Raw genomic sequence first — 25,696 nt, 5'->3', positions numbered from 1 at the left:
GCTCATGCCACTCACGCCGCAGCGCGCGACAGCGCCTGCTGCACCGAGCAGATCGTCGCGAAGCGGCCGGCCAGCACGGTGGCGGTGCGTTCCTTGATCGCGGCGGCCGACAGCAGCGCGCCGTCGGGCGTGCGCATGTCGAAGGTCAGCGTGGCGTCGAGCACGTAGTCGACCTCCCAGCCCTCGTCGCTGGCATGGCGGGCGGTCGTCTCGCAGCACTGTTCGGTGCGGATGCCCGCGACGATCAGCCGGCGGATGCCCTGCTGGTGCAGCCAGATCGCCAGCCCCGTGCCGACCAGCGCGCTGTGGCGGTGCTTGTGGACCGTCAGCGCCGGCGGGTAGCCGCGCAGGCCGTCGAGCGGGCGGATCAGGCCGCTGCTCGGTGCGAACGGGTTGGCGGGCTCGTCCGGGCCGTCGGTGTGGAAGACCTGCACGATCGGCACGCCCCGTTCGACGCAGCCGTCGATCAGCGTGTTGCAGGCGGCCAGGAAGGCCGGTGCCTCGCGCTCGTCCCAGTAGGGGCGGGCGGGGAAGGAGGCCTGGACATCGATCAGGAGCAGGGCGGTGGTCATGGTGCGTCGGCGGGTGGGTTGCAAGGCCTTCATCGTCGTCGCGGAGCGGGCCGGCGGCGAGGCCGTCAGCGGACCGGAGGCGGTCAAAAACGGACCTGTCCGGCGTGACCGCCTGAACCGGTCAGGCCAGTCATCACCTCAGGCCTTGGCCAGCCAGCGTTCGACCAGCCGGACCCAGAAGCTCGCGCCCAGCGGGATCAGCCGGTCGTTGAAGTCGTAGGTCGGGTTGTGCAGGTTGCAGGGGCCCAGGCCGTGGCCGTGGTCGCGGTGGCCGCCGTCGCCGTTGCCGATCATGAAATAGGCGCCGGGCTTCTCCAGCAGGAAGTAGCTGAAGTCCTCGGCGCCCATCGTCGGCTCGAAGGCGATGACCTGCTCGGCCCCGACCAGTTCGGCCATCACGCCACGCACGAACTCGGCCTCGGCCGGGTGGTTCACGGTCGGCGGGTAGTTGCGGTGGAACTCGAAGGCGACGCTGGCGCCGTAGGCCGCGCCGGTGTGTTCGGCGACCTCGCGCATGCGGCGCTCGATCAGGTCGAGCACGTCCAGCGAGAAGGTCCGCACCGTGCCCTGGATCTCGCACGAGTCGGGCACCACGTTGGTCGCCTCGCCGGTGTGGATCATCGTCACCGAGATCACCGCCGCGTCGATCGGCCGCTTGTTGCGCGTCACGATGGTCTGGAAGGCCTGCACCATCTGGCAGGCCACGGGCACCGGGTCGATGCCGTTGTGCGGCAGCGCGGCGTGGCAGCCCTTGCCGGTGATGGTGATGCGGAACTCGTTGCTCGACGCCATGATCGGCCCGGGGCAGACGCCGAAGGTGCCCGCGCCCATGCCGGGCCAGTTGTGCATGCCGAAGATCGCCTGCATCGGGAAGCGCTCGAACAGGCCGTCGCGGATCATCTCGCGGGCCCCGCCGCCGCCCTCTTCGGCCGGCTGGAAGACGAGGTAGACGGTGCCGTCGAAATCACGTTGACGCGACAGGTGCTTGGCCGCCGCCAGCAGCATCGCGGTGTGGCCGTCGTGGCCGCAGGCGTGCATCTTCCCGGCGTGGCGGCTGGCGTGCGCGAAGCGGTTGTGCTCGGTCATCGGCAGCGCGTCCATGTCGGCGCGCAGGCCGATCGCGCGGTCCGAGGTGCCGTTGCGGATGATGCCGACCACGCCGGTCCGGCCCAGGCCGCGGTGGTGCTCGATGCCCCATTCGCCCAGACAGCGCGCGACCAGGTCGCTGGTGCGTTCTTCCTCGAAGCACAGCTCCGGATGGGCGTGGATGTCGCGCCGGATCTCGGCCAGCGCAGGGGCGTCGTCCACGATGGCGTCGATCAGTCGGGGTTCTCTCGGGGACATGGTGGAAGGGCTCCTGTTGAGGCTCCGGCCGGCCTGCCGTTCGATCTTAGCCGTGGCTCCCGGCCGCTCTGCAGGCCGTCGAAATCGGCCCTTCCGGGCCATGCCATGATCCGTGGATGACTGCTGCAACGCCCCTTTCCGCCGCCGCCGCACCGACCCGCGTGGTGCATGGCGCCTGCCCGCACGACTGCCCCGACACCTGCGCCCTGAAGGTCACCGTGCAGGGCGAACCCGGCGCCGAACGGGTCGTCCATGTGCAGGGCTGGGCCGAACACGAGACCACCCACGGCGCGCTGTGCACCAAGGTCTCGCGTTATGCCGAGCGCACCCATCACCCCGAACGCGTGCTGCACCCGCTCAAGCGTGTCGGCCCCAAGGGCAGTGGCCAGTTCGAGCGCATCTCGTGGGACCAGGCGTTGCGCGAGATCGCCACGCGGCTATCGGCCATCGCCGCACGCGACCCGCAGGCGGTGCTGCCCTACAGCTACGCCGGCACGATGGGGATGATCCAGGGCGAGAGCATGGCCGGGCGCTTCTTCCACCGGCTCGGCGCCTCGCGGCTGGACCGCACGATCTGCGCCTCGGCCGGTGGCGCGGCGCTGGCGCTGACCTATGGCGGCAAGGTCGGGATGCGGGTGCAGCAGTACGCGCGGGCGAAGCTCATCGTGATCTGGGGCAGCAACTCGATTGCCTCCAACCTGCACTTCTGGACCTATGCGCAGCAGGCCAAGCGGGCCGGCGCCAAGCTGGTCTGCATCGACCCGCGCCGCACCGAGACGGCCGACAAGTGCCACCAGCACATCGCCCTGCGACCCGGCAGCGACGGCGCGCTGGCGCTGGCGCTGATGCATGAGCTGATCGTGCACGACCGGCTCGACCACGACTACATCGCCCGCCATGTGCAGACCGGCCCGGACGGCTGGGACGGACTGCGCGAGCGCGCGCTGCAGTGGCCGCCCGAACGTGCGGCGGCCGTCTGCGGCATCGACGCCGAGGTGATCCGCACGCTGGCCCGCGACTACGCCGACGCCCGCCCGGCCGCCATCCGCCTGAACTACGGCATGCAGCGGGTGCGCGGCGGCGGCAACGCGGTGCGGCTGATCGCGCTGCTGCCCTGCCTGATCGGCGCCTGGCGGCCGACGCCGGACGGCGCGGTCGGCGGCCTGCTGCTGTCGAGTTCGGGCAGCTACGCGGCCGTGCGCGACGACGCCGCCCTGCAGCGCCCGGACCTGCTGGCCGGACGCCAACCGCGTGTCATCAACATGAGCACGATCGGTGCGGACCTGCTGCGGCCGGCATCACCGGACTTCGGTCCGCGCATCGAGGCGGTCATCGTCTACAACAGCAACCCGGTCGCGGTCGCACCGCAGTCGCCCGAGGTGGTCGCGGGCTTCCGGCGCGAGGACCTCTACACGGTCGTGCTGGAGCATTTCCTGACCGACACCGCCGACCACGCCGACATCGTCCTGCCGGCCACCACGCAGCTCGAACACCTGGACGTGCACACCAGCTACGGCCACACCGACGTGCTGATCAACGAGCCGGCCATCGCGCCGCTCGGCGAGGCCTTGCCGAACACCGAGATCTTCCGCCGCCTGGCCGCCGCGATGGGCTACGACGAGCCCTGTTTCCGCGATGACGACGAGCAGCTCGCGCGGGTCGCCTTCAAGGCCCCGATCGACTTCGACACGCTGCGCCGCGACGGCTGGCAGCGCCTGCCGCTGCCCGACGCGCCCTTTGCCGACGGCGGATTCCCGACCCCCGACGGCCGCGTGCGCATCAGCGCGCCGGCCCTGGGCTGGGGCCTGCCCGACCATGTCGCGCCGTGGGAAAGCGCCGAGTCCGACCCGGCGCTGGCGGCGCGTTATCCGCTGGCGATGATCTCGCCGCCGGCGCGGCATTTCCTCAACTCCAGCTTCGTCAACGTCAAGAGCCTGCGCGACATCGAGGCCGAGCCGATCGTCGAGATCCACCCCGACGACGCCGCCGCGCGCGGGCTGGCCGACGGCGCGCTGGTGCGGGTCCACAACGACCGCGGCAGCTACCACGCGACCGCGCGCCTGAGCACGCGGGCCCGGCCGGGTGTCGTCAACGGCCTGGGCATCTGGTGGCGCAAGCTCGGCCTGCGTGGCACCAACGTCAACGAGGTCACCCACCAGCGCCTGACCGACATGGGCAACGCGCCGTGTTTCTACGACGTGCTGGTCGAGGTGGAGGCCGCATGAGCCGGCCACGCCGCCTGGCGCTGGGGCTGGGCGCCGTCGCGCTGGCCGTGGCCACCGCTGCGGGCATCAGCGGCTGCGGCACGCTGGGCTACTACTGGCAGTCGACGGCGGGGCACGTGAAGATCCTCAACGCCGCCGAGCCGGTCGAGCGTGTGCTGGCCCGGCCGGACCTGTCGACCGACTTGCGCGAGCGGCTGGTCTTCAGCCAGAAGATCCGCGACTACGCGGTGCGCCGGCTGCATCTGCCCGACAACGGCAGCTACCGGCGTTATGCCGACCTGGGCCGGCCGGCGGCCGTCTGGAACGTCGTTGCCGCGCCCGAGCTGAGCCTGGACCTGCACACCTGGTGCTTCGTCGTGGTGGGCTGCGTCGGCTATCGCGGCTACTACGACCCGGCCGAGGCGAAGGCCGAGGCCGAGCAGCTGAAGGCGCAGGGCCTGGACACCTTCGTCTACGGCGTGCCGGCCTATTCGACGCTGGGCAAGGTGCCGCAGCACGGCTGGCTGGCCGACCCGCTGCTGAACACCTTCGTGACGCGCTACAGCGAGCTCGAACTGGCGCGGCTGATCATCCACGAGCTGTCGCACCAGCTGGCGTTTGCCGAGGGCGACACGGTCTTCAACGAGTCCTACGCGACGGCGGTCGAACGCATCGGCAGCCGCCAGTGGCTGGCCGAGGAAGCCAGCCCCGAGCTGCGTGCGCGCATCGAACGCGCCGAGGCTGCGGCCGAGGCCCGCCGCAACGATTTCCGTCGCCTGACGATGGCCACGCGCGAGCAGCTCCTGGCGCTCTACCGCAGCGATGCCAGCGAGGCCGACAAGCGCGCCGGCAAGGCCCGTGCGCTGGCCGCGTTGCGGGACGGACATGCGGCGCTGAAGGCGTCGGACGACGGCCCGTGGCGCGGCTTTGCCGGCTACGACGAGTGGTTCGCCGGGGTCAACAACGCGCAGCTGGGCGTGCTGGCGGCCTACAACGCGCAGGTGCCCGAGTTCGAGCGCCTGTTCGAGCGCGTCGGCCGCGACTGGCCGGCCTTCTATGCCGAGGTGCGCCGGCTGGCCGCCTTGCCCAAGGCGCAGCGCGACGCCGAACTGGCGCGCTGACGCCGGGAGGCCCGGAGGCTGACCGAGCCGCGTCAGCCGTTGGCGACGTGACGTAGCGGCGCGGCGGTGCTGACGAAGCGCTCGCGGATCGACGCCTCGATGCCGGCCGCATCGAGCCCGCAGCGGGCCAGCAGCACGGCAGGATCGCCGTGTTCGATGAAGCGGTCGGGCAGGCCCAGCGTCAGCACCGGCACCTGGATGCCGGCGGCCTGCAGGGCTTCCAGCACGGCACTGCCGGCACCTCCGGGGAGGCAACCTTCCTCGACCGTCACCAGCGCGTCGTGGCTGCGCGCCAGGCGCTCGACCAGCGCCTGGTCCAGCGGCTTGACGAAGCGCATGTTGGCCACGCTCGCATCGAGCTTGTCGGCCGCCTCGAGCGCCGGGTAGAGCAGCGTGCCGAAGGCCAGGATGGCGATGCGCGGCTGGCCCGCCTGGGCGCCCGCCGCAGACGATTCACGCCGCATCTCGCCCTGTCCCCACGGCATCGTGTCCAGGTCCGGCGAGGTCGCCACGCCGGCGCCACTGCCACGCGGGTAACGCACGGCGACGGGACCGTCGTGGGCGTGGGCGGTGCTCAGCGCGCGGCGCGTCTCGGCCTCGTCGGCCGGCGTCAGCATCGACAGGTTGGGGATGCAGCGCACATAGGCGATGTCGTAGGCCCCCGCGTGCGTGGCCCCGTCGGCGCCGACCAGGCCGGCGCGGTCGAGCGCGAACACCATCGGCAGGTTCTGCAGCGCGACGTCGTGGATCAGCTGGTCGTAGGCCCGCTGCAGGAAGGTCGAATAGATCGCCACGACCGGCTTGAGCCCCTCGCAGGCCAGGCCGGCGGCGAAGGTGACGGCGTGCTGCTCGGCGATGCCGACGTCGTGGTAGCGGGCCGGGTAGCGCTTGTGGAACTCGACCATGCCCGAGCCTTCGCGCATCGCCGGCGTGATCGCCACCAGGCGCGGGTCGACGGCGGCCATGTCGCACAGCCACTGGCCGAAGACCTGGGTGAAGGTCGGCTTGGGCACGGCGGCCGGTTTGACCAGGCCGATCTGCGGGTCGAACTTGCCGGGGCCGTGGTAGGCGATCGGGTCGGCCTCGGCGAGCTTGTAGCCGTAGCCCTTCTTGGTGACGACGTGCAGGAACTGCGCGCCCGGCTTGTCGCGCAGGTTCTCCAGCGTGGGGATCAGCGCGTCCAGGTCATGGCCGTCGATCGGGCCGACGTAGTTGAAGCCGAACTCCTCGAAGATCGTGCCGGGCACGACCATGCCCTTGGCGTGTTCCTCGAAGCGGCGGGCCAGCTCGAACAGCGGCGGTGCGTTCTTCAGCACCTGCTTGGCGCCTTCGCGGGCGGCGGCGTAGAACTTGCCGCTCATCAGCCGCGCCAGGTACTTGTTCAGCGCACCGACCGGCGGGCTGATCGACATGTCGTTGTCGTTGAGCACGACCAGCAGGTTGGGCACCCGGCCGGCATGGGGCATGCCGCCGTTGTTGAGCGCCTCGAAGGCCATGCCGGCGGTCATCGCGCCGTCGCCGATGATGGCCACGGCATGGCGCTTCTCGCCCTTCTGCTGCGCGCCCAGCGCCATGCCCAGCGCGGCCGAGATCGAGGTCGACGAGTGCGCCGTGCCGAAGGTGTCGTACTCGCTCTCGTCGCGCCGCGGGAAGCCGCTCAGGCCGCCGAGCTGGCGCAGCGTGGTCATGCGGTCGCGCCGGCCGGTCAGGACCTTGTGCGGATAGGTCTGGTGACCGACGTCCCAGACCAGCCGGTCCTCGGGCGTGTCGAACACGTAGTGCAGCGCGATCGTCAGCTCGACCGTGCCGAGGTTGGACGACAGGTGCCCGCCGGTGCGCGAGACGCTCTGCAGGATGAATTCGCGCAGTTCCAGCGCCAGCTGCGGCAGCTCGGCACGGCCGAGTGCGCGCAGGTCACGCGGCGACTGGATGCGGGCGAGCAGCGGGTAGGGTTCGGTCATCGTGTGCGGGTGCGGTGGCGGGGGCGTCAGGTCTCAGGTCTCGCGGTCGACCAGCCGGTCGGCGAGGCAGCGCAGCAGGGCCGGGTCGATCAGGCCGGCGCGATCCAGCGCGGCGCGGGCCTGGGCATGCAGCGCCCGGGCGCGAGCACGTGCGCCTTCCAGTCCCAGCAGCGAGACATAGGTCGGCTTGTTCTGGTCGGCGTCCTTGCCGGCGGTCTTGCCCAGGGTCTCGGAGGCCTGGGTCACGTCCAGGATGTCGTCGACCACCTGGAAGGCCAGGCCGATCGCCGCACCGTAGTCCGACAAGGCCTGCCATTGCGCCGGCGTGGTCTCGCCGCAGGCGGCGCCCATCAGCACGCTGGCCTGTAGCAGGGCACCGGTCTTGCGGGCATGCATGTCCTGCAGCGCGGCCTCGTCCATCGGCTTGCCGACGTGGGCCAGGTCGATCGCCTGCCCGCCGGCCATGCCCTGCACGCCGGAGGCGCGCGCCAGCAGGCCGCACAGGCGCGCCTGCAGGACCGGGGCGACGCGGCCGCCCTCGGGGGTCAAGACCTCGAAGGCGAGCGCCTGCATCGCGTCGCCGGCCAGCATGGCCTGGGCTTCGCCGAACTGGACGTGGACGGTCGGCTTGCCGCGCCGCAGCACGTCGTTGTCCATGCAGGGCATGTCGTCGTGGATCAGCGAATAGGCGTGGATCAGCTCGACCGAACAGGCCGCCAGCATCGCGGCGACGGGGTCACCGCCGACGCTGCGGGCGGCGGCCAGCACCAGCAGCGGGCGCAGGCGCTTGCCGCCGTCGAGCACGCCATAGCGCATCGCCTGGCCGAGGCCGGCCGGTGCATCGGCCTGCACGTGGCGGCCCAGCTCGGTCTCGACCTCCGCCAGGCAGGCCTGCATCCAGGCGTCGAAGTCCGGCGCGTTCATGCGGCGTCGCTCCAGGGCTTGAGCTGGCCGGCCTCCAGGACCTGCACCTGCTGCTCGACGGCTTCGAGCCGGGTCTTGCAGAAGTTCAGCAGCACGGCGCCGCGCTGGTAACTCTCGAGCAACTGGTCCAGCGGCATCTGGGCGCCTTCCATGCGCGCGACGAGCTGTTCGAGCTCCTGCAGCGCGGCCTCGTAGTGGGCCGGTTCGGACGACGGAGGCGCGCTCTGGGTCATGGGGCTCGGAGGGGTCTGGAAAGCTTGGGATTGTAGGCGGCGACCCGCTGCGCGACCCCCCGGCTAGAATTCGCGGCTGGCCTTGGGCGTCCGCCCACCCCGGCCCCCCGCGCTGTCCGTTCTGACTGGCCCGAAACACCCGAGCGGTGGCTTCCGGCGGGTTGATCGTGTCCAGCGCGTCGATACCGTCCAAGCCTGGGCCGATCGGGGTGGTGGTTCGACATGCACTTGGAGATCCTGGGGATCATGTCCGACCTGAGCATCACACTGGAAGCTCTACAAAGAAGTCGCACGCAACTGCCGGTCACGGCCTACTTTGACCAGGCACTTTTCGACAAGGAGATGCGACAGATCTTTCCCTCCGCCCCGCGCTACCTGGGGCATGAGCTGATGGTGCCCCGGGTTGGCGACTACCACGCGCTGGCCCACGAGGGCGAAGGCCGTGCGCTGGTCCGCACCGATCGGGGCGTGGAGCTGATCTCCAACGTCTGCCGCCATCGCCAGGCCGTGATGCTCAAGGGCCGGGGCCAGACCGGCTCGAACATCGTCTGCCCGCTGCACCGCTGGACCTATGGTCTGGACGGCCAGCTGATCGGCGCGCCGCATTTCCGCGAGGACCCCTGCCTGAACCTGCGCAACTACCCGGTGCGCACGTGGAACGGCATGGTCTTCGAGGACAACGGCCGCGACATCGAGGCCGACCTCGGCCACATCGGGCCGCGCGCGGAACTGAGCTTCGACGGCTACGTGTTCGACCATGTCGAGCAGCACCTCTGCCACTACAACTGGAAGACCTTCATCGAGGTCTACCTGGAGGACTACCACGTCGGTCCCTTCCACCCCGGCCTGGGCAACTTCGTCACCTGCGACGACCTGCGCTGGGAGATGGGCCGCGAGTACTCGGTGCAGACGGTCGGCGTGGCCCAGGGCGCGGGCAAGGCGCTCGGCAAGCCGGGCTCGAAGGTCTACGAGCGCTGGCACGACCAGGTCATGCGCTTCCAGGACGGCGTGGCCCCGAAGCACGGCGCGATCTGGCTGACCTACTACCCGCACATCATGGTCGAGTGGTATCCCAACGTGCTGACGGTCTCGACGCTGCACCCGATCAGCCCGGAGCAGACGCTCAACACGGTGGAGTTCTACTACCCCGAGGAGATCGCCGCCTTCGAGCGCGACTATGTCGAGGCGCAGCGCGCCGCGTACATGGAGACCTGCATCGAGGACGACGAGATCGCCGAGCGCATGGATGCCGGCCGCAAGGCCCTGATGCGGCGTGGCGACAACGAGGTCGGCCCGTACCAGAGCCCGATGGAGGACGGCATGCAGCACTTCCACGAGTGGTACCGGCGCCAGATGGGCGATGCGCTGGGCGACTGACGCCGCCTGACACCGCCTGACACCGCCTGCCCCGCCTGACCACAAGGCCGTCCTGTTCCCGCAGGGCGGCCTTGTTTCCTTCACGGCCTTGCGCCGACACTCGACCGATGCTCCGACGTTTCCAGTCGCCGACGCTGATGATGATCGGCGCGGCCTTCCTCTTCGCCAGCATGGGCGTGGCCGTCAAGATCGCCTCGGCCTGGTACCCGAGCACCGAGATCGTGATGTACCGCGGCATCGTCGGCCTGCTGCTGATGCTGCTGCTGATGCGGCGCCAGCGCACGTCGTGGCGCACCCCCGTGCCGGCGATGCATTTCTGGCGCGGGCTGAGCGGCGTCAGCTCGCTGCTGATGTGGTTCTACGCGATCACCGGCCTGCCGCTGGCCACCGCGATGACGCTGAACTACATGTCCTCGGTCTGGATGGCGCTGTTCCTGATCGGCGGCTCGGTGATGCTCGGCGGCAGCCGCATCGACGGCCGCCTCGTGCTGACCGCGCTGGCCGGCTTCTGCGGCGTGGCCGCGATCCTGCGGCCGACGATCGAGGCCTCGCAGCTGTGGCACGGCGTCATCGGCCTGCTGTCGGGGATGCTCTCGGCGATGGCCTACCTGCAGGTCAGCGCGCTCGGCCGGGCTGGCGAGCCCGAGACGCGCGTGGTCTTCTACTTCTCGCTCGGCGGCCTGCTGGCCGGCGCGGTGCTGACCGCCTTCAACGACGGCTTCCACGGCCACACCCCGAAGGGCGCGCTGGCGCTGCTGGCGGTGGGCCTGTTCGCGACCAGCGCGCAGCTGCTGATGACGCGGGCCTACGCGATCGGCAAGCCGCTGGTCAACGCCAGCCTGCAGTACCTGGGCATCGCCTTCGCGTTCGTCTACAGCGTGCTGCTGTTCGGTGACCCGGTCCACCTGCTGTCGGTCGCCGGCATGCTGCTGGTCGTGGCCGCCGGCATCGCCGCCGCGCGCTTGCGCCATGATCGCCAGAAGACCGATCGCGGGCCCGACACGCTGGTCCCCGAGATCGAGTGAACGCCCGTGCCCATCGACCTTCCAGCCCTTTTCCGACGCCCCGACGCCCCGACGCCCATGAACCTGCCGACCACCCCGCTGATCTCCGCGCCCGAACTGCAGGCCCTGCTGGCCGCTGAAGGCGCGCCGCCGCTGCGCCTGTTCGACTGCCGCTTCGACCTGATGCGGCCCGATGCCGGACAGGAGGCCTTCGCGGCCGGCCACATCCCGTCGGCCGGCTACCTGCACCTCGACCATGACCTCGGCGCCAAGGGCGATGCCACGGCGCTGTGCGGCGGCCGGCACCCCCTGCCGTCGATGGCCCGCACGGCGGCGACCTTCGGCCGCCACGGTGTGGCGCCCGACACGGCGGTGGTGCTCTACGACGCCCACGGCGGCATGTATGCCGCGCGGGCCTGGTGGATGCTGAAGTGGCTGGGCCACGGCCCGGTGTTCGTGCTCGATGGCGGCCTCGCGGCCTGGCAGGCCGCCGGTGGCGCGCTGGAGGCCGGCCCGGCCGCGACCGTGGCCGACCGGGGCGCCTACCCGCTGCCGGCCGAACCCGGCATGGCCTGGGTCGACGCCGACACGGTGCAGGCCCGCATCGGCCAGGGCGTGCTGATCGACGCCCGCGCGCCCGAGCGCTATCGCGGCGAGGTCGAGCCGCTCGACCCGGTGGCCGGCCACATCCCCGGCGCGCTGAACCGGCCGTTCGCGCAGAACCTCGATGGCCACGGGCGTTTCCTGCCGGCCGAGGCGCTGCGGGCGGCCTTCGACACGCTGCTGGCCGGCCGCTCGCCGGGGGAGGTCGTGCACCAGTGCGGCTCGGGCGTCACCGCCTGCCACAACCTGCTGGCGATGACGATCGCCGGCCTGCCGGGCTCGCGCCTGTATGCCGGCTCCTGGAGCGAATGGTGCAGCCAGCCGCAGCGCCCGCTGGCGCGTGGAGAGGCTTGACCGCCGTCAAGACGCCCGGCATCCAACGGCGCATGATGACCTCGTCGCGGCACCTTTCACGCCGCCCCCTGGAGGTCACATGTACAAGCGCATCCTCGTTCCCACCGATGGTTCCGACATCACCGACAAGGCCGTCGCCACCGCGATCGGGCTCGCCCGGCTGACCGGTGCCGAGATCGCCACGCTGGCGGTCAAGGAACCCTTCCCGTACAGCGCCATCACCGAGATGCAGCCGGTGCCGCCGCAGGAGTTCTACGACACGCAGGAGCGCATCGCGGTCAAGCACCTGCAGGTCGTCAAGGACGCCTGCGCGGCGGCCGGCGTGGCCTGCACGGCCGCGTCGATCGAGGCGCTGCATCCGTGGGAGGCCATCCTCGACTTCGGCAAGAGCCAGGCCAGCGACCTGATCGTCATGGCCTCGCACGGCCGCCGTGGCGTCGCCGCGCTGCTGCTGGGCAGCGAGACCCAGAAGGTGCTGACACACGGCACCGTGCCGGTGCTGGTGGTCCGCTGAGCGGGGCGGGGCGCGCGACTCAGTCGTCGTCGCCGCCGAGCAGGCCGCCGAGCAATCCGCCGGCGGCCAGGCCACCCAGCATCGAACCTTCCTCGCGCCCGCCGCCACCGGTCTGCGGTGCGGCCGCGAAGATGCGGCTGGCCAGGCGCGAGAACGGCAGGCTCTGCAGCCAGATCGTGCCCGGGCCGGTCAGCTTGGCGAAGAACAGGCCCTCGCCGCCGAACAGCGCCGTCTTGATCTTGCCGACGTACTGGATCTCGAAGCTCACGCCGGGCGTGTAGGCGACCACGCAGCCGGTGTCGACCAGCAGCACCTGACCGGGCTTCAGCTCGCGCCGCACCACCGTGCCGCCGGCGTGCACGAAGGCAAGGCCGTCGCCATCGAGCTTCTGCATGATGAAGCCCTCGCCGCCAAAGAACCCGGTCGACAGCTTCTGCTGGATCGCGATGCCCAGCGACACGCCGCGCGCGGCGCACAGGAAGGCGTCCTTCTGGCAGATCAGCGTGCCGCCGAGCTGGCGCAGGTCCATCGGCAGGATCTTGCCGGGGTAGGGCGCCGCGAAGGCGACACGCTGCTTGCCGGCCGCGTGATTGGTGTAGACCGTGGTGAACAGCGACTCGCCCGTCACCAGCCGCTTGCCGGCGCCCAGCAGCTTGCCGAAGAAGCCGCCGCCCTGCTGCTGGCTGCCGTCGCCGAAGACGGTGTCCATGCCGATGCCGGCGTCCATGAACATCATGCTGCCGGCCTCGCCGATCGCCGCTTCGCCAGGGTCGAGCTCGACCTCGACGAACTGCATCTCGGCGCCCTTGATCTCGTAGTCGATCACGTCCATCGCCATGGGAATTGCTCCGTGTCTGCTGGGGTTCCAGGCCATCCTGGCCTACGGGCCGGGGGTGGTCGGCGACGATCTTAGCCAGCCGGCATGACCGGCTCAGCGCCCCAGCAGCTTCAGGTGGGCGCTGGCGTACTGGGCCGCCTGGCCTTGGGTCGTGTAGCCCAGGTAGGCGCGGTAATGCTCGGCCGCCTTGGCCGCCTGGCCCAGCGCTTCCAGCGTCAGGCCCTTCAGGAAGACGACCGCCGGATCGCCCGGCAGCAGCCGGTCGTGTGACTCCAGTTCCAGCCACGCATGGGCCGGATCGCGCTGCGACAGCGCCAGCGTCGCGCCCAGCTTGCAGGCCAGCGCGCCGTCCGGATCGACCTCGCGGGCGGCGGCGACATGGCCGCGGGCTTCGCGCAGCCGGCCCATCGCCTGCAGGCACTGCGCGTTGCGCATCAGCAGGCCGTAGTCGCGCGGCTGCTGGCCCAGCGCGGTCTGCAGCCGCTCCAGCGCGAACGGCCATTCCTGGCGCAGCATCGCCTGCTCGGCGGTCTGCGCGTCGACGATCGCGACCTGGGCCGGCAGCAGGCCGGCGGTGCCGGCGATGAAGCGCTCGCGCCGCACCGGTCGGCCGCGCGTGGCGGCGTGGCGCTGTTCGGCCGCCAGGCGGGTGCTGGCGGCGCGGGCGTCGAGCCCCGGCTGGCCCAGATCGAAGGCCGCGAACAGCCCGGGCTGACCGCGCCGCAGCTCGGCCAGCCGCTGCAGCGTGGTCGACAGCGCCATCGCCGGGTAGCCGCTGTCGGCCAGCATCTGCATCGCGCGGGTGTCGGCCTCGCGGGCCTGCGCCTCGGTGCGCACCGGCAGCAGCGTGCTGGTGCCCAGCCGGCCGTCGATGCCCAGGGCCGGCGACCAGGCCGAGGCCTGGCTGGCGGCGACCGCCTGGGTCACCACCGCCTGCTTGGCATCGCGCGCGCCGGGCGGCAGCGTCATCTGGCGCAGCTCGGCATGGGCCGCCTGCAGGGCGATCAGCGCGGCCAGCTCGGACTCGTCACGCAGCGCCAGCACCATGCCGCGGCTCAGCCCGATCGTGCCGGCCGGGTAGGCGTAGGCCTGCAGGTGATGGGCGCGCAGCACCCGCGTGGCCAGCGTCAGGTCGGTGCGCGTCAGCGTGCGCTGCAGCGCGGCGGTGACCCCGGCGACGTAGCCGGTCAGCACCGCGTCGGGCACCGGGCCGAGGTCCAGCGCCGCCTGGTGCGGCGACAGCTGGGCGTCGATCAGCCGGGCCGCCGCCCCATCGGGCGAGCCGGCCGGCGCGCCGTCGGCCGGCGCATCGGCGGCGAGCACCGCGCCGGACAGCCAGCCCGGCAGCAGGGCGGTGCCCAGCAGCTGCACGGCGCGACGCCGGGGCAGCCGGGCGGGTGACGAGGGGAGGACAGAAGACGCAGGGGAGGACATCGCGCCAAGTATGTCGATCCCAAGCGAAGGGGGCTGTGAGCCCCTGTTACAGGGTTCCGGCGCCTCCCCCGCATTCCGGGGGAGGCAGTGCGTGAAAGGCGTCGCAGCATGACAACCTCGTGATCCTTTTTCCCGGCAGGGACCCCTCAGGTGCGTTGGTTGCACACCACCGCGCATGTAAACAATGGAAACTGTCGGCTATCCCAAGCGAAGGCGGCAACCCATGGTCGGATCGGTTCGATGGCACGACAGCCTCCCGCGCGCAGCCCGACGGCTCACGCGCGTGGCTTGGGCCGTCTGCTGGCTCCAGGTCGGGCTGGCCCAGGCGCAATCCATCGACGTGGCCCAGGTGCGGGCCCGTGTCGGCGCGCCGATCGAGGTCGTGCTGCGCGTGCGCGCCACCGACATCGAGCCCGGCGCCTCGCTGTCGCGTTGCGTGCAGGCCACCGTGTTCCACGGCCAGGACGCCGGCGCGGTGTCGCTGCTGCGCGTCGTCCAGTCCAGCACGGCGGCCGACGGCGAGCTGTGGGTGACGCTGCGCGACGAGGAATCGGTCCGCGAACCGGTCGTGCGGGTGCGCACGGCGCTGGTCTGCGGCGCCCGTTACACGCGCGAGTTCACGCTGCTGGTCGATCCGCCGCTGGACGCCCCCGGCCTGGCCCGTGACGGCGGCGACGCCGGCATCGCCACCGGCACCGCCTTGCCCGGCCCGGGCACGGTCGACGCGGCGGCTTCGGCCGCAGGCGGCAACGCCAGCCTGAAGGTCGCGCCGCGTGCCCGTTCGCCGAAGGCCGCGCAGGCCCCGGCCGTCGCGCCCGCCCCGAAGGTGCGCGCCGCCCAGGCCCCCGCGCCGGCCGCTGCGGCGGTCGCGCCTTCGGTCGCCTCATCGCAGGCCGCGGCCGAGATGACGGCGGCCGTCGAGCGCCTCTACCAGCAGCTCGAATCGATGCGCGACGAGCAACGTCGTTCGCAGGAAACGCTGGCCGCGCTGCGCGAGCGCCTGGACCAGACCGAGCAGGAACGCGACCGCGTTGGCGAAAGCGCCGGCTGGATGCGTGTCGCCCTGCTCGTCGTGGGCGGCGGACTGGGCCTGCTGGTGCTGCCGCGCGTGCTCGGCTTCGCCTGGCTGCTGGTGCGCTACGCGATCAACCGGCGCCGTCGCAAGCCCGAGGCGATCGGCCGCGACACCCGCTTCGAGCTGTTCGAGGAAGAGGCCGAGGCCCAGGTCGACGCGGCCGTCGCGCCGTCGCGCTGGAGCGTCTCGGTCGCCCACTCCGCCTGGGGCCGCGATGCCTACCCGCCGCGCGAGGCCGCCAGCCCGAACACCGAGGCGCCGCCCGAGCGCCCGCGTGTCGCCCCCGACATGCCGCCGCGCCCGAAGGTCTCGACCCGCGCCTACATGCCGGTGCCCCAGGTCCTGCCGCCCGAGGAGGCCGAGTTCGACCCCGACGGCCTCGACGACACCCGCCATGCGCTGCTGCTCGAGAAGATCGACGCCATCGCCGCCGAAGGCGCACCCGCCGCCAGCGCGACGCTGCTGGAAGGCGCTCTGAAGGGCCGCATCGGCCGCAGCCCCGGCATCTACCTGCGTCTGCTGGACCACTACCGCCAGCTCGGTCAGCCAGCCAACGTCGAGCGCGTGCTGGGCGAGCTGTGCATGCACTACAACGTCCGCGCCGACCTCGGCGACGCCGATGGTTACGAGGGCGCCCCGCTCGAACAGCACCCCGACATCTGGCCGGCGATCCGCGACGCCTGGCACGCCCACGGCGTCGCCGCGCTGCTGGCGGCGGTGATCCGCCGCCCGAGCTTCCACACGCCCCTGTCGCTGGCCGCCTTCCGCGACGCCGTCTGGCTCTACGCCGTCGCCCGCGTCCGCGACGAGCCCTACAGCCGCAGCAGCCTGGCCGAACGCGAGCCGCTGGGGCGGGCGGCCTGAGCGCGGGGTGGCTCAAGAGGTGAGCCTGTGACGGGGATGGGCTCGCGCATCGCGAACGCGAGTGCGAGTGCGAGTGCGAGTGCGAGTGCGAGTGCGAACGCGAGCGCGTGATCGGCGCCCGCCCAGGGCAGACGTGAGCCCGTCCAGGTGTCGTGAGGCGGGGTAGTCCATCTGGATTACAGACGGCCGCGGGCCGGAATCGAAGAATTCCGCTCACCCTCACAACCGTCCCGGGACGTGCCCATGACCGACAAGATCGACTCCCTCAAGACCTGCCTGGCCGTCGTGGCCCTCGTGGCGATCACCAGCCTCGCGGCGTGTGGCGGCGGCAGCGGCAACGGCAGTGGCTCGACCTCGGCGACCCCGCCCGCATCACCCGAAGGCGTCTACGGCGGCACCCGCACGGCCACCGGGGCGACCGCCAGCACGGTCCGTCTGCTGTTGCTGGAAGACGGTCAGTTGTGGGGCCTCTATGGCGGCAACGGCTCGACCGGTTTCACGATGCAGGGCTTCCTCCATGCCAAGGGCTCGTACAAGGATGGTGCCTACAGCGCCACCGACCTGATCGACTACGGCGTGGCCGGCCCGGCCGCGCAGGCCCTGACGGCGACCTATGACACCAATGCGTGGACCTGGTCCGGCCAATACGGCGGTGTGAGCGTGAAGGGCGCGGAGCTTTCGGCGACCCTCATCGACTACCACAAGGCTGCCAAGCTGGCGGATGTCGCCGGCACCTGGACACTCGACAGCTACAACAACGCGGGAGCGCCTGCCGAGGCCCTGACCCTGTCGGTGTCGACCGCCGGGGTCATCACGGGTTCGATGGCCGGTGGTTGCCCGTTCAGTGGCAAGTTGACGCCTCGGGCCTCGGGCAAGAACCTGTTCGATGCGACGTTGACGTTCGACACCGCCGACCTGTGCGCCTTCAAGGGGCAGACGATCAACGGCATGGCGCTCTCGCACCTGCTCGAAGGCAATTCGGGCAAGCGTCAACTGCTGCTGGCCGGCTACGCGGCCGCTGCGCCGACCATCGGCATGGGCGCCTACGGCGTGCGCAGCGTCGCGACCTTGCCGTGAACGGGCAGCCCATCAGGGATCACGCCCGCCGGTCCTTCGACGACCTGTCGCGAGGCCGCGCCCTCACGCGGTCGGTCGGGCGCGTCTGACCGCCTCGAACAGCCGCGCCTCGCAGTCCCCATCCCCACAGCGCCCGCAGGCATGGCGCCACTTCGGGCCGCGTGCGGCCAGGCCGGCGCGGTCGAGGCGACGCGCGGACTGGCGGGTCTGCCAGGTGGAACGGGTGGCGGCGAGCTGCTGGTCAAGCGGGCCGCTGACGACGGCGTGGTCGACGCCGGCCGCGAACAGCGCGGTGCGCAAGGTCGCGGTGGCCGGGTCGGCACGACCGTCGGCGGCCCCGATCAGCACGAGGAAGACGTCGGCCGGCCAGGCGGGCAGGTGGCCGGCGAGCACCGCTTGCGCGAGCGGTGCCGCATCGAGCAGGTCGTCGGGAAGCCCGTGCTGATCGGCATTCGCGGCATTCGCGGCCGTTGCGGCCTTCAGGGCCTGAACCAGCGAGGCTGAGGCGCCCGGGTCGGTGGCGATGACCGCGAGGCGCTCGGTGGCGTCGGCGGTCATCGTGGCGGGTGGGTTCGGACTCAGGCCAGACGGGCCTGGTGGCGCGCGATCTGCGCCTGCACCTGCGACGGCGCGGTGCCGCCCAGCGTGTTGCGGGCGTTGAGCGAGCCGGCCAGCGTCAGGGCCTCGGCCACGTCGGCCTCGATGCGGGCGTCGAAGCCCTGCAGCGTCGCCAGCGGCAGCTCCGACAGGTCCTGGCCCAGGCCGATGGCGGTCTTGACCGCATGGGCGACGACCTCGTGCGCGTCGCGGAACGGCAGGCCCTTCTTGACGAGGTAGTCGGCCAGGTCGGTGGCGGTCGCGTAGCCGCGCAGCGCGGCCCGTTCCATCGCGTCGCGCTTCACCTTCAGGCCGGCGCTGCGGGTGCCGTCGGCGGCAACCTCGCCGCCGATCATCTCGGCCATGATGCGCAGCGTGTCCTTGACCGTGTCGACCGTGTCGAACAGCGGTTCCTTGTCTTCCTGGTTGTCCTTGTTGTAGGCCAGCGGCTGGCCCTTCATCAGCGTGATCAGGCCCATCAGGTGGCCGACCACGCGGCCGCTCTTGCCACGTGCCAGCTCGGCGACGTCCGGGTTGCGCTTCTGCGGCATGATTGACGAGCCGGTGCAGTAGCGGTCCGACAGGTCGATGAAGCCGAAGTTCTGGCTCATCCAGATCACGATCTCCTCGGCCAGCCGCGAGACGTGGACCATCACCAGCGTCGCGAAGCTGCTGAACTCGATCGCGAAGTCGCGGTCGCTGACGGCATCCAGGCTGTTCTGGCAGACGCCCTCGAAGCCCAGCGTGCGGGCCACGCGCTCGCGGTCCAGCGGGTAGCTGGTGCCGGCCAGCGCGGCCGAGCCCAGCGGCAGGCGGTTGACGCGGCGGCGCAGGTCCGACAGCCGTTCGGCGTCACGCGCGAACATCTCGACGTAGGCCAGCAGGTGGTGCGCGAAGCTCACCGGCTGAGCCACCTGCAGGTGCGTGAAGCCCGGCAGGATCGCGTCGACGTTCTGGCTCGCCACATGCACCAGCGCGCGCTGCATGTCGGTCAGCAGCAGGGCGATGGCGTCGATCTCGCCGCGCAGCCACAGGCGCACGTCGGTGGCGACCTGGTCGTTGCGGCTGCGGCCGGTGTGCAGGCGCTTGCCGGCGTCACCGACGAGCTGGGTCAGGCGGGCCTCGATGTTGAGGTGGACGTCCTCCAGTTCGAGCTTCCACGTGAAGGTGCCGGCGACGATCTCGGCGCGGATCTGCGCCATGCCGCGCTGGATGTCGGCCAGGTCCTGCGCGCCGATGATTCCCTGCGCGGCCAGCATCTCGGCGTGCGCGAGGCTGCCGTCGATGTCGGCCTGCCAGAGCCGCTTGTCGAAGAACACGCTGGCGGTGTAGCGCTTGACCAGCTCGCTCATCGGCTCGGAGAACAGGGCCGACCAGGCCTGGGACTTGGTGTCGAGTTGGTGCGTGCTCATGGGGCGTCAAGGGTGCTTTTGGGAGAATGGCGGGATTGTAGGGAGCGCCTTCCGATGCCCGATCTGCCCGATCCGCCCGCCTCCCGCCCGGCCGGGGTGCCGCCGCCCCGGCCCTCGGCACCGCCACGCGACGACGTCGATGTCGGCCCCACCACCTGGCTGGACGACGTGCTGGCGCAGGGCGGCGATCACACCTCGCCGGCCGGGCTGACCGGGCTGTCGACCGGTCACGGCCGGCTCGACGATGCGGCCAGCCGGGGCCGCGCGCCCGACGCCGGCACGGTCCGTCCGGCGCGTCCGGCGGCCACGGCCGCACCCGCCTCGGTGTTCGACGTCTGCCAGGCCGGCGTCGTGCTGCGCGCGCTGCTGGCGGTGCATGGCGTGCTGGCGCTCGGGCTGGCCCATGTCGCCGGCGGCTGGGCCGACTGGCTGGCCCGCAGCGCCCTGATGACCGCGATGGCCTTGCCCGCGACGCTGCTGTGGCTGGCGTTGGTCTGCGCGCTGCGGGCGCGCTGGGAGGCTCTGCCGCTGCCGGGCCAGTGGCTGGCGATGGCCGGCCTGGGGGGGCTCTGCGCCGTGTTGCCGTGGGCCTTCATCGTCCAGCTCGGCCTGCTGATGCCGTCCGGCCTGGGCGCGCTGGCGCCGCTGGCGACCGGTGCGGCGCTGGCCGCCACGCTGTTCCAGGGCCTGCAGCTGCGCGCCCGGCTGCGCCTGCCGGCGACGACCGTGGCGCGGCTGGCCGAGCTGCAGTCGCGCATCCGGCCGCATTTCCTGTTCAACGCGCTGAACAGCGCGATCGCGCTGGTGCGGGTCGATCCGGCCAAGGCCGAGGACGTGCTGGAAGACCTCTCCGAGCTGTTCCGCGCCGCGCTGGTCGGCTCGGGTGACCAGACCACGCTGGGCGAGGAGGTCGAGCTGGCGCGCCGCTACCTGGCCATCGAGCAGGTGCGTTTCGGCAAGCGCCTGCAGGTGGTCTGGCAGATCGACGCTGCGACCGATGCGGCGCGCGTGCCGTCGCTGCTGCTGCAGCCGCTGGTCGAGAACGCCGTCAAGCACGGCATCGAGCCGGCGGCCGACGGCGGCACCGTGCATGTGCGCACGCAGGCCCACAAGGGCCAGGCGCTGATCAGCGTCACCAACACCCTGCCCGGCGCGGCCGAGACCCGCGCGGCGGCCGGTGCGCGCGGCGACCGGGCGCGTGGCCAGGGCATGGCGCTGCGCAACGTGCGCGAGCGCCTGATGCTGCTGCACGACCTGACGATGCGCTTCGAGGCCGGCGTCGTCGCCAGCGACCGCTACCGCGTGCGCATCGCCGTGCCGCTGGCCGATCGTTGACGGGAAGGGGCGCGATGAACACGACCGCTGCGGCCTTCGGACCGGCGCTGAAGGTGGCGATCGTCGACGACGAGCCGCTGGCCCGGCTGCGGCTGCGCACGCTGCTGGGCGACTGCCTCGCGCCTCCGGCCGAGGTGGTGGCCGAACTCGGCAGCGCCTCGGCCGCGCTGGCCTGGCTGGCCGCGCACCGCTGCGACCTGCTGCTGCTGGACATCCACATGCCCGGGCTGGACGGCCTGCAACTGGCCGCCCGGCTGCGTCACCTGGACCACCCGCCGGCGGTCGTCTTCGTGACCGCCCATGCCGAACACGCGCTGCAGGCCTTCGAGGTCCAGGCGCTCGACTACCTGACCAAGCCGGTGCGCCGCGCCCGTCTGCAGGAGGCGCTGGCGCGGGTCGCGCGGATCGGCGGCGACACCCATCCGCAGGCCTTGACGGCGCCGGCGCCGCTCGACCCGGCGGCCGATGCACCAATGCTCTGGATCGCCGACCGCGGCAGCCGCCAGCGCCTGCCGCTGGCCGAGGTGCTGGTGCTCAAGGCCGAGCTGAAGTACGTCACGGTGCGCACCGCCAGCCGCACGCTGGTGCTCGACGAGTCGCTGGCCGAGCTGGAGCCGCGGCTGGGCGCCGGCTTCGTGCGCATCCACCGCAACGCCATCGTCGCGGTCCGCGCGGTGCGGTCGCTGCAACGGAAAACCGGCCCCGGGACCGAGGTCCACGAGGCCGGTGAGGGCTGGGCCGTCTGTGTCGACCCGGAAGGTGAATGGCTGGCGGTGTCACGCCGCCAGCTGGCCGCCGTGCGACTGGCGCTGGAGCGGGCCGGCTTCTAGGTCACTTCGGCAGCGTGGCCCAGTAGCGCATCAGCGTGCGCAGCGCTTCGGGCTTGTTGGTCGGTGCCGGGTTGCCGGCCTGGTCGGCCTTGTTGACACCGTGGCAGGACGCGCAGACCCGCACCTCGCCCGGCTGGAAGGTCACCCAGACACGTTCGCGGACCACCGCGTTGCCACCGGCATCGGTGGTCTGCCAGGCCAGCGCACGGCGGGCCGGCACGAAGGCGGCGGTCGAGCCGTCGGCGGCGATCTTCACGCTGGCGATCGGGCCGGCCGCGTTGGCCGGGTTCTTGGCCGACACCGTGCCGCTGGGCTGGGCGATCGGGCGGCGACCCGGCCGGCTGCTGTAGCCGCGCACCGAGCTGGCCTCGAAGATCTGGTAGTTGGCGATGTCGTAGACCTTGCCGGTGCCGACCGCCGTCTTGACGCCGCCGGGCACCTGCAGGTTGAACGGCTGCTGCTTGTCGGCGCGGTCACGGCTGGTGTGGTTGCGGGTCACGATCAGCGCCAGGTTGTTGGCGCTGAGCCAGTTGCGCAGGGCCGTCTCGTCGATGCCTTCCTCGGTCAGGATGGCCTTCTCCGGCGTGTCCAGCGCGGCCTGGGCGGCAGCCACCGGGCGGGTGCGGGCGACCACCTCGACGGCTTCCATCTCCCAGAGCTTGCCGGTGAAGGTGATCTTGGTGTCGGGGTTCCACCAGGAGATCGTCTTGGTGATGCCACCGGTCAGCGAGGCGCCGGCCGTGTACTGCTTGAGCGTGGCGTCGTAGCTCAGCTGCTTGAGCGTGAACTCGGTCGACGTCGGCGTGCCGATGGTCGTGCTCGGCGTGTGCGACGCGATCATCTGGCCGTCCGACAGCGGCAGCGGGTTGCGGAAGCGCCCGCCGGTCATGTTGGCGTTCGTGACGCTCGTGAAGGCCATCGCCTCGGGATTCACGGCGGTGCCGCCGTTGAATCTCACGATCGCTCCCGAGGTATAGGTATAGAACTCGCTGGTGAGGATCCCGAAATAACTGCCGGGGCTGCGCGGATCTTCCTTCAGCTGGAACAGGCCGCCGTCATCACGAATCAGCAGGCCATTCGACGTGAAGCCCGGATTGGAATAACTCTGGAGTGCGCTGTCGTTTGCGAAGGATGCCGTCTGATAACCCGGCTGGAGTTCCTGCCGGCCGACATGGTTGACGGTTTCCTCGTTGGTGCCGTCCTGGTTGATCTGCCACGGCGTGAACAGGTTGAAGCGCAGCGGGTTGACGGTGCCGTAGACGCTGGTCGAGCCGACGCGCGATTCCGGGAAGACCTCCGCCTTGGCCGAGGTGGCCGCGCCGGCCGCCTCGCTGACGTAGTTCAGTGCGCCGGCGCTGTTGTCCTCGGCCTGCTGGTCGGTCTGCAGGTGATCCCAGCGGGTGAAGATGACCCGGCCGAAGCTGTCGATGAACGGCGAGAACGCGCCGCTGACGGTGTGGTTGAGCAGGCGCAGGTCGCCGCTGGCGGCGTTCAGGCTCCAGATGCCGGTGTTGGTCGGCGTGCTCTCGTACTCGTCGAGCTGCGGGTAGAGGTGGGCCTCGCCGCCGCGCGGCCGGTCGGAGGTGAACAGGATCCGGTCGTCGGTGCCGTACAGCGGCGACAGGTTGTTGTAGGTCGCCGGTTGCGTCGCCACGCGGGTGACGGTCGCCGTCTGGCCCTTGGCCAGGCCGGTCACCTCGTAGATCTGCCAGTAGGTCTTGCTCTGGCTGTACTGCGCCGTCGGGGCGCCCACGACCATGCTGAAGACCGCCTTGGTGCCGCTCCAGTGGACCGTCGGCTCGCGCACCGCGATGGCGTTGGCGCCCTGCAGGCCGTCCATGCCGAAGCCGGCCTCGCGGGTCAGGTTGCGCAGCGTGCCGTCGGGGTAGCGGATCATCAGGTCGCCGCCGCGCGGCACGCTCTCGATGTCGCTGAGGTGGTTGGCGAAGGTCGACGTGCGGGTCGCGAAGTCGGCCGACGGCGGCACCTGGGTGACGAACAGGATCGGGTTGGTGATCGAGCCGGCGGTGCTGCCCGGGGCCGGAGCGGGTGCCGGTGCAGGCGCCGGAGCGGGAGCCGGCGCAGGAGCGGGGGCCGGCGCCGGAGCGGGAGCCGGCGCAGGAGCGGGGGCCGGAGCCGGTGCCGGAGCAGGGGTAGGAGCCGGAGCCGGCGCCGGCGCCGGAGCGGGTGCCGGAGCCGGCGGGGTGGTGCGACGGCGGCGCAGGACCTCGGCCATCTGTTGATCGGCCGAGCTCAGCGTGGTGGTGCCGGTGTCGGTGGAGGAGCCTGAACTTCCGCCGCCGCAGGCCGCCAGCATCGAGGCGGTGGCCGACAGCGCGAACAGCGTGCGCAGGTAGCGGGCGTGGTTGTCGTTCATCTGGATATCCCTTGTCGGTTTGTCTGGAGTGGCCCTTGCGGGCGGCTGGCCGGGTTCCCGTCCGGTTTCGCCGAGGCCGTGGGTGGAATGTCGGCGAGGCCCCGGAAGGCCAGGTAAGCAAAAGCTCGACATTTCCTGCCCATTTCGGATGTAAGTGCCCGTTGCGGGATTGGCGCGATTTGCAAGTTCGCGACCGGGCGGTTTCACATTCGCCGGTTTTTCGTCCCCTCGACCGTGACGGAATACACGCCTGGGTGATCGCCGCCGGCTCGCCTCCGCCGGATTCGGGGGATGCCGGCGGGTCACGCCGAAACATCCGGCTTACAAGCCGTCGAGAAGATGTAACCGCGGCGGGCCGCGCAGCCCCGACCGGGTCTGAGTGAAGTCCGTCACGTCACCCCGGAAGGCCCTTCACGGGTGCCGTGTTAAGGTCTGCCGGCTCTGTCGGAGCGTCTGTCAAGGCACGTTTTCGGCAGGTTTCCTACCCTTTCGTGTGGCCCTTGAGCGCCCCGAACCAACCCCACGACGGATGCTGTTCCCCACCTCCGCCCGACTTCTGCTGGCCGCCTGCGCGCTGGCCCTCGGCAGCGCCTCGGCGGCCCCGATGCTGGGTCGCTGCCCGGTCTTTCCGGACGAGGCCGTCTTCAACCTGCGCATCGACGACACGGCGCGGTTCCCGGTTCATCCGGACAGTGCGCGCTGGATCCAGTCGATCGGCGCCAGCCGCCGCTTGCATCCGGACTGGGGGCGCCAGGACGACCCGCGCCGCCCGGACGACTACTACGGCATCCCGTGGAACCTGGTGACGCTGTCGCCGACCGAAGCCGACTGGCCGGTGCTGTCCTACGAGATCACCGACGCCCGTGACGGCAATGGCAAGGGCTACCCCTCCGAAAGCGACTGCGCCGTGCTCGAGGCCGGCGCGGTGCGCGTGGTGCAGGGCTGCGACCGGGTCGAGCCGGCCCAGCGGCGCTTCCCGTTCGCCGAAGGCCAGAAGATCGAACACGGCCATTGCGAAGACCCTTCGCGCTGCGGCGACCGTCATGTGCTGGTTGTCGACCAGGGCGCCTGCCGACTCTGGGAGAGCTTCTTCTCCTACCGCATCGACGGCGTCTGGAGCAGCTACGCGACGGCCAGCTGGGACCTGCGCTCGATGGCCATGCGGCCGGACGGCTGGACCTCGGCCGATGCCGCCGGCCTGCCGATCCTGCCGCTGCTGGCGCGGGTCGACGAGGCCAGCGCCGGCGCCGTCCGGCATGCGCTGCGCGTGACGCTGCGCGACGCCATCCTCGACAAGAAGGCGGTCTGGCCGGCCCGCCACGTCGCCGGCCGGCCGACGCCCGGTGGCGTGCCGTTCGGTGCGCTGATGCGGCTGAAGGCCGACTTCGTGATCCCTGCCGACTGGACGGTGCAGGCCCGCGCGCTGGCCCGCGCGATGCGCGAGCACGGCCTCTACGTGGCCGACATCGGCAGTGACCTGTTCGTTCAGGGCGACCCGTCGGCGCAGTGGCAGGAGGCGACCCTCCGCCAGCTCAAGACCCTGCGGGCCGAGGCCTTCGAGTTCGTCGACCTGTCGGCCGTCACCCGCGACGCACGCTTCCGCCCCGATTCCTACCAGGCGCGCTGGTGAGATGCCCGCGCCGATG

The 25,696-nt window shown here is 71.4% G+C and carries 21 protein-coding genes; 11 read left to right on the top strand and 10 right to left on the bottom strand.

Going from position 1 to position 25,696, the window contains the following annotated elements:
* Nucleotides 1-11: 11 nt before the first annotated feature.
* Both ACWA7K_RS15155 and ACWA7K_RS15150 read right to left on the bottom strand, forming a co-directional pair.
* Nucleotides 12-572 carry a cysteine hydrolase family protein gene (locus ACWA7K_RS15155; protein WP_456162232.1) on the bottom strand — a complete coding sequence of 187 codons (561 nt, stop codon included), beginning with the start codon at nt 570-572 and terminating at the stop codon, nt 12-14.
* A 138-nt stretch (nt 573-710) separates the two neighbouring features.
* The gene (locus ACWA7K_RS15150) at nt 711-1,916 is read right to left on the bottom strand and encodes a M20 aminoacylase family protein (RefSeq protein ID WP_456162231.1); all 1,206 of its coding nucleotides are present in this window, start codon (nt 1,914-1,916) and stop codon (nt 711-713) included.
* Between the two features lie 116 nt (nt 1,917-2,032).
* Here ACWA7K_RS15150 and ACWA7K_RS15145 point away from each other — a divergent pair, with 116 nt between their 5' ends.
* Together ACWA7K_RS15145 and ACWA7K_RS15140 are read left to right on the top strand one after the other, a co-directional pair.
* A complete protein-coding gene (locus ACWA7K_RS15145) occupies nt 2,033-4,141 on the top strand; it encodes a molybdopterin-containing oxidoreductase family protein (protein ID WP_456162230.1) in 2,109 nt (702 codons plus the stop codon).
* Entirely contained in the window at nt 4,138-5,241 is a 1,104-nt protein-coding gene (locus tag ACWA7K_RS15140; protein WP_456162229.1) for an aminopeptidase, read from the top strand. The genes ACWA7K_RS15145 and ACWA7K_RS15140 overlap by 4 nt, the downstream gene beginning before the upstream one ends.
* Nucleotides 5,242-5,273: 32 nt before the next feature.
* Here ACWA7K_RS15140 and dxs read toward each other — a convergent pair whose 3' ends face one another.
* From dxs to ACWA7K_RS15125, 3 genes are read right to left on the bottom strand one after another with little or no spacing between them, the layout of a single operon-like run.
* Nucleotides 5,274-7,202, bottom strand: coding sequence for a 1-deoxy-D-xylulose-5-phosphate synthase (gene dxs, locus ACWA7K_RS15135; RefSeq protein ID WP_456162228.1), 1,929 nt, complete (start codon nt 7,200-7,202; stop codon nt 5,274-5,276).
* A gap of 33 nt (nt 7,203-7,235) precedes the next feature.
* Entirely contained in the window at nt 7,236-8,126 is an 891-nt protein-coding gene (locus ACWA7K_RS15130) for a polyprenyl synthetase family protein (RefSeq protein WP_456162227.1), read from the bottom strand.
* Complete coding sequence (locus ACWA7K_RS15125; protein WP_456162226.1) at nt 8,123-8,359, bottom strand: exodeoxyribonuclease VII small subunit; 237 nt, start codon at nt 8,357-8,359, stop codon at nt 8,123-8,125. Before ACWA7K_RS15125 ends, ACWA7K_RS15130 begins: the two co-directional genes overlap by 4 nt.
* 246 nt (nt 8,360-8,605) lie before the next feature.
* On the opposite strand from ACWA7K_RS15125, the gene ACWA7K_RS15120 reads away from it, so the two are divergent.
* The 4 genes from ACWA7K_RS15120 to ACWA7K_RS15105 all read left to right on the top strand — a co-directional run bounded on the left by ACWA7K_RS15120 (nt 8,606) and on the right by ACWA7K_RS15105 (nt 12,211).
* Nucleotides 8,606-9,736, top strand: a complete 1,131-nt coding sequence (locus ACWA7K_RS15120) for an aromatic ring-hydroxylating oxygenase subunit alpha (RefSeq protein ID WP_456162225.1) — start codon at nt 8,606-8,608, stop codon at nt 9,734-9,736.
* Nucleotides 9,737-9,843: 107 nt separating this feature from the next.
* Nucleotides 9,844-10,761, top strand: a complete 918-nt coding sequence (locus tag ACWA7K_RS15115; protein ID WP_456162224.1) for a DMT family transporter — start codon at nt 9,844-9,846, stop codon at nt 10,759-10,761.
* Nucleotides 10,762-10,818: 57 nt separating this feature from the next.
* Complete coding sequence (locus ACWA7K_RS15110) at nt 10,819-11,697, top strand: sulfurtransferase (protein ID WP_456162223.1); 879 nt, start codon at nt 10,819-10,821, stop codon at nt 11,695-11,697.
* Nucleotides 11,698-11,776: 79 nt separating this feature from the next.
* Nucleotides 11,777-12,211, top strand: a complete 435-nt coding sequence (locus ACWA7K_RS15105; protein WP_456162222.1) for a universal stress protein — start codon at nt 11,777-11,779, stop codon at nt 12,209-12,211.
* A gap of 19 nt (nt 12,212-12,230) precedes the next feature.
* Here ACWA7K_RS15105 and ACWA7K_RS15100 read toward each other — a convergent pair whose 3' ends face one another.
* Complete coding sequence (locus tag ACWA7K_RS15100) at nt 12,231-13,049, bottom strand: TIGR00266 family protein (RefSeq protein WP_456162221.1); 819 nt, start codon at nt 13,047-13,049, stop codon at nt 12,231-12,233.
* Nucleotides 13,050-13,142: 93 nt separating this feature from the next.
* Nucleotides 13,143-14,483: a tetratricopeptide repeat protein gene (locus tag ACWA7K_RS15095; protein WP_456162220.1), complete on the bottom strand. Its 1,341-nt coding sequence runs from the start codon at nt 14,481-14,483 to the stop codon at nt 13,143-13,145.
* Between the two features lie 283 nt (nt 14,484-14,766).
* Here ACWA7K_RS15095 and ACWA7K_RS15090 point away from each other — a divergent pair, with 283 nt between their 5' ends.
* Both ACWA7K_RS15090 and ACWA7K_RS15085 read left to right on the top strand, forming a co-directional pair.
* Nucleotides 14,767-16,422, top strand: a complete 1,656-nt coding sequence (locus tag ACWA7K_RS15090; protein ID WP_456162219.1) for a hypothetical protein — start codon at nt 14,767-14,769, stop codon at nt 16,420-16,422.
* 243 nt (nt 16,423-16,665) lie between these two features.
* Nucleotides 16,666-17,499: a hypothetical protein gene (locus ACWA7K_RS15085; protein WP_456162218.1), complete on the top strand. Its 834-nt coding sequence runs from the start codon at nt 16,666-16,668 to the stop codon at nt 17,497-17,499.
* A 63-nt stretch (nt 17,500-17,562) separates the two neighbouring features.
* Here the strand turns inward: ACWA7K_RS15085 and ACWA7K_RS15080 are convergent, their stop codons facing one another.
* Nucleotides 17,563-18,057, bottom strand: coding sequence for a hypothetical protein (locus tag ACWA7K_RS15080; RefSeq protein WP_456162217.1), 495 nt, complete (start codon nt 18,055-18,057; stop codon nt 17,563-17,565).
* 20 nt (nt 18,058-18,077) lie between these two features.
* On the bottom strand, nt 18,078-19,508 hold the full coding sequence (gene argH, locus ACWA7K_RS15075; RefSeq protein ID WP_456162216.1) for an argininosuccinate lyase: 1,431 nt from the start codon (nt 19,506-19,508) through the stop codon (nt 18,078-18,080).
* 54 nt (nt 19,509-19,562) lie between these two features.
* On the opposite strand from argH, the gene ACWA7K_RS15070 reads away from it, so the two are divergent.
* Both ACWA7K_RS15070 and ACWA7K_RS15065 read left to right on the top strand, forming a co-directional pair.
* On the top strand, nt 19,563-20,843 hold the full coding sequence (locus ACWA7K_RS15070; RefSeq protein WP_456162215.1) for a sensor histidine kinase: 1,281 nt from the start codon (nt 19,563-19,565) through the stop codon (nt 20,841-20,843).
* A 14-nt stretch (nt 20,844-20,857) separates the two neighbouring features.
* Nucleotides 20,858-21,673, top strand: coding sequence for a LytR/AlgR family response regulator transcription factor (locus ACWA7K_RS15065; RefSeq protein WP_456162214.1), 816 nt, complete (start codon nt 20,858-20,860; stop codon nt 21,671-21,673).
* 1 nt (nt 21,674) lies between these two features.
* Here the strand turns inward: ACWA7K_RS15065 and ACWA7K_RS15060 are convergent, their stop codons facing one another.
* Complete coding sequence (locus tag ACWA7K_RS15060; protein ID WP_456162213.1) at nt 21,675-24,050, bottom strand: HzsA-related protein; 2,376 nt, start codon at nt 24,048-24,050, stop codon at nt 21,675-21,677.
* Between the two features lie 529 nt (nt 24,051-24,579).
* Here ACWA7K_RS15060 and ACWA7K_RS15055 point away from each other — a divergent pair.
* The gene (locus tag ACWA7K_RS15055) at nt 24,580-25,680 is read left to right on the top strand and encodes a hypothetical protein (protein ID WP_456210179.1); all 1,101 of its coding nucleotides are present in this window, start codon (nt 24,580-24,582) and stop codon (nt 25,678-25,680) included.
* The last annotated feature ends 16 nt before the right edge of the window (nt 25,681-25,696 follow it).

The organism is Leptothrix mechoopdaensis (SeqCode), assembly GCF_053893855.1.
This window is presented reverse-complemented; position numbering and strand designations above follow the sequence as displayed.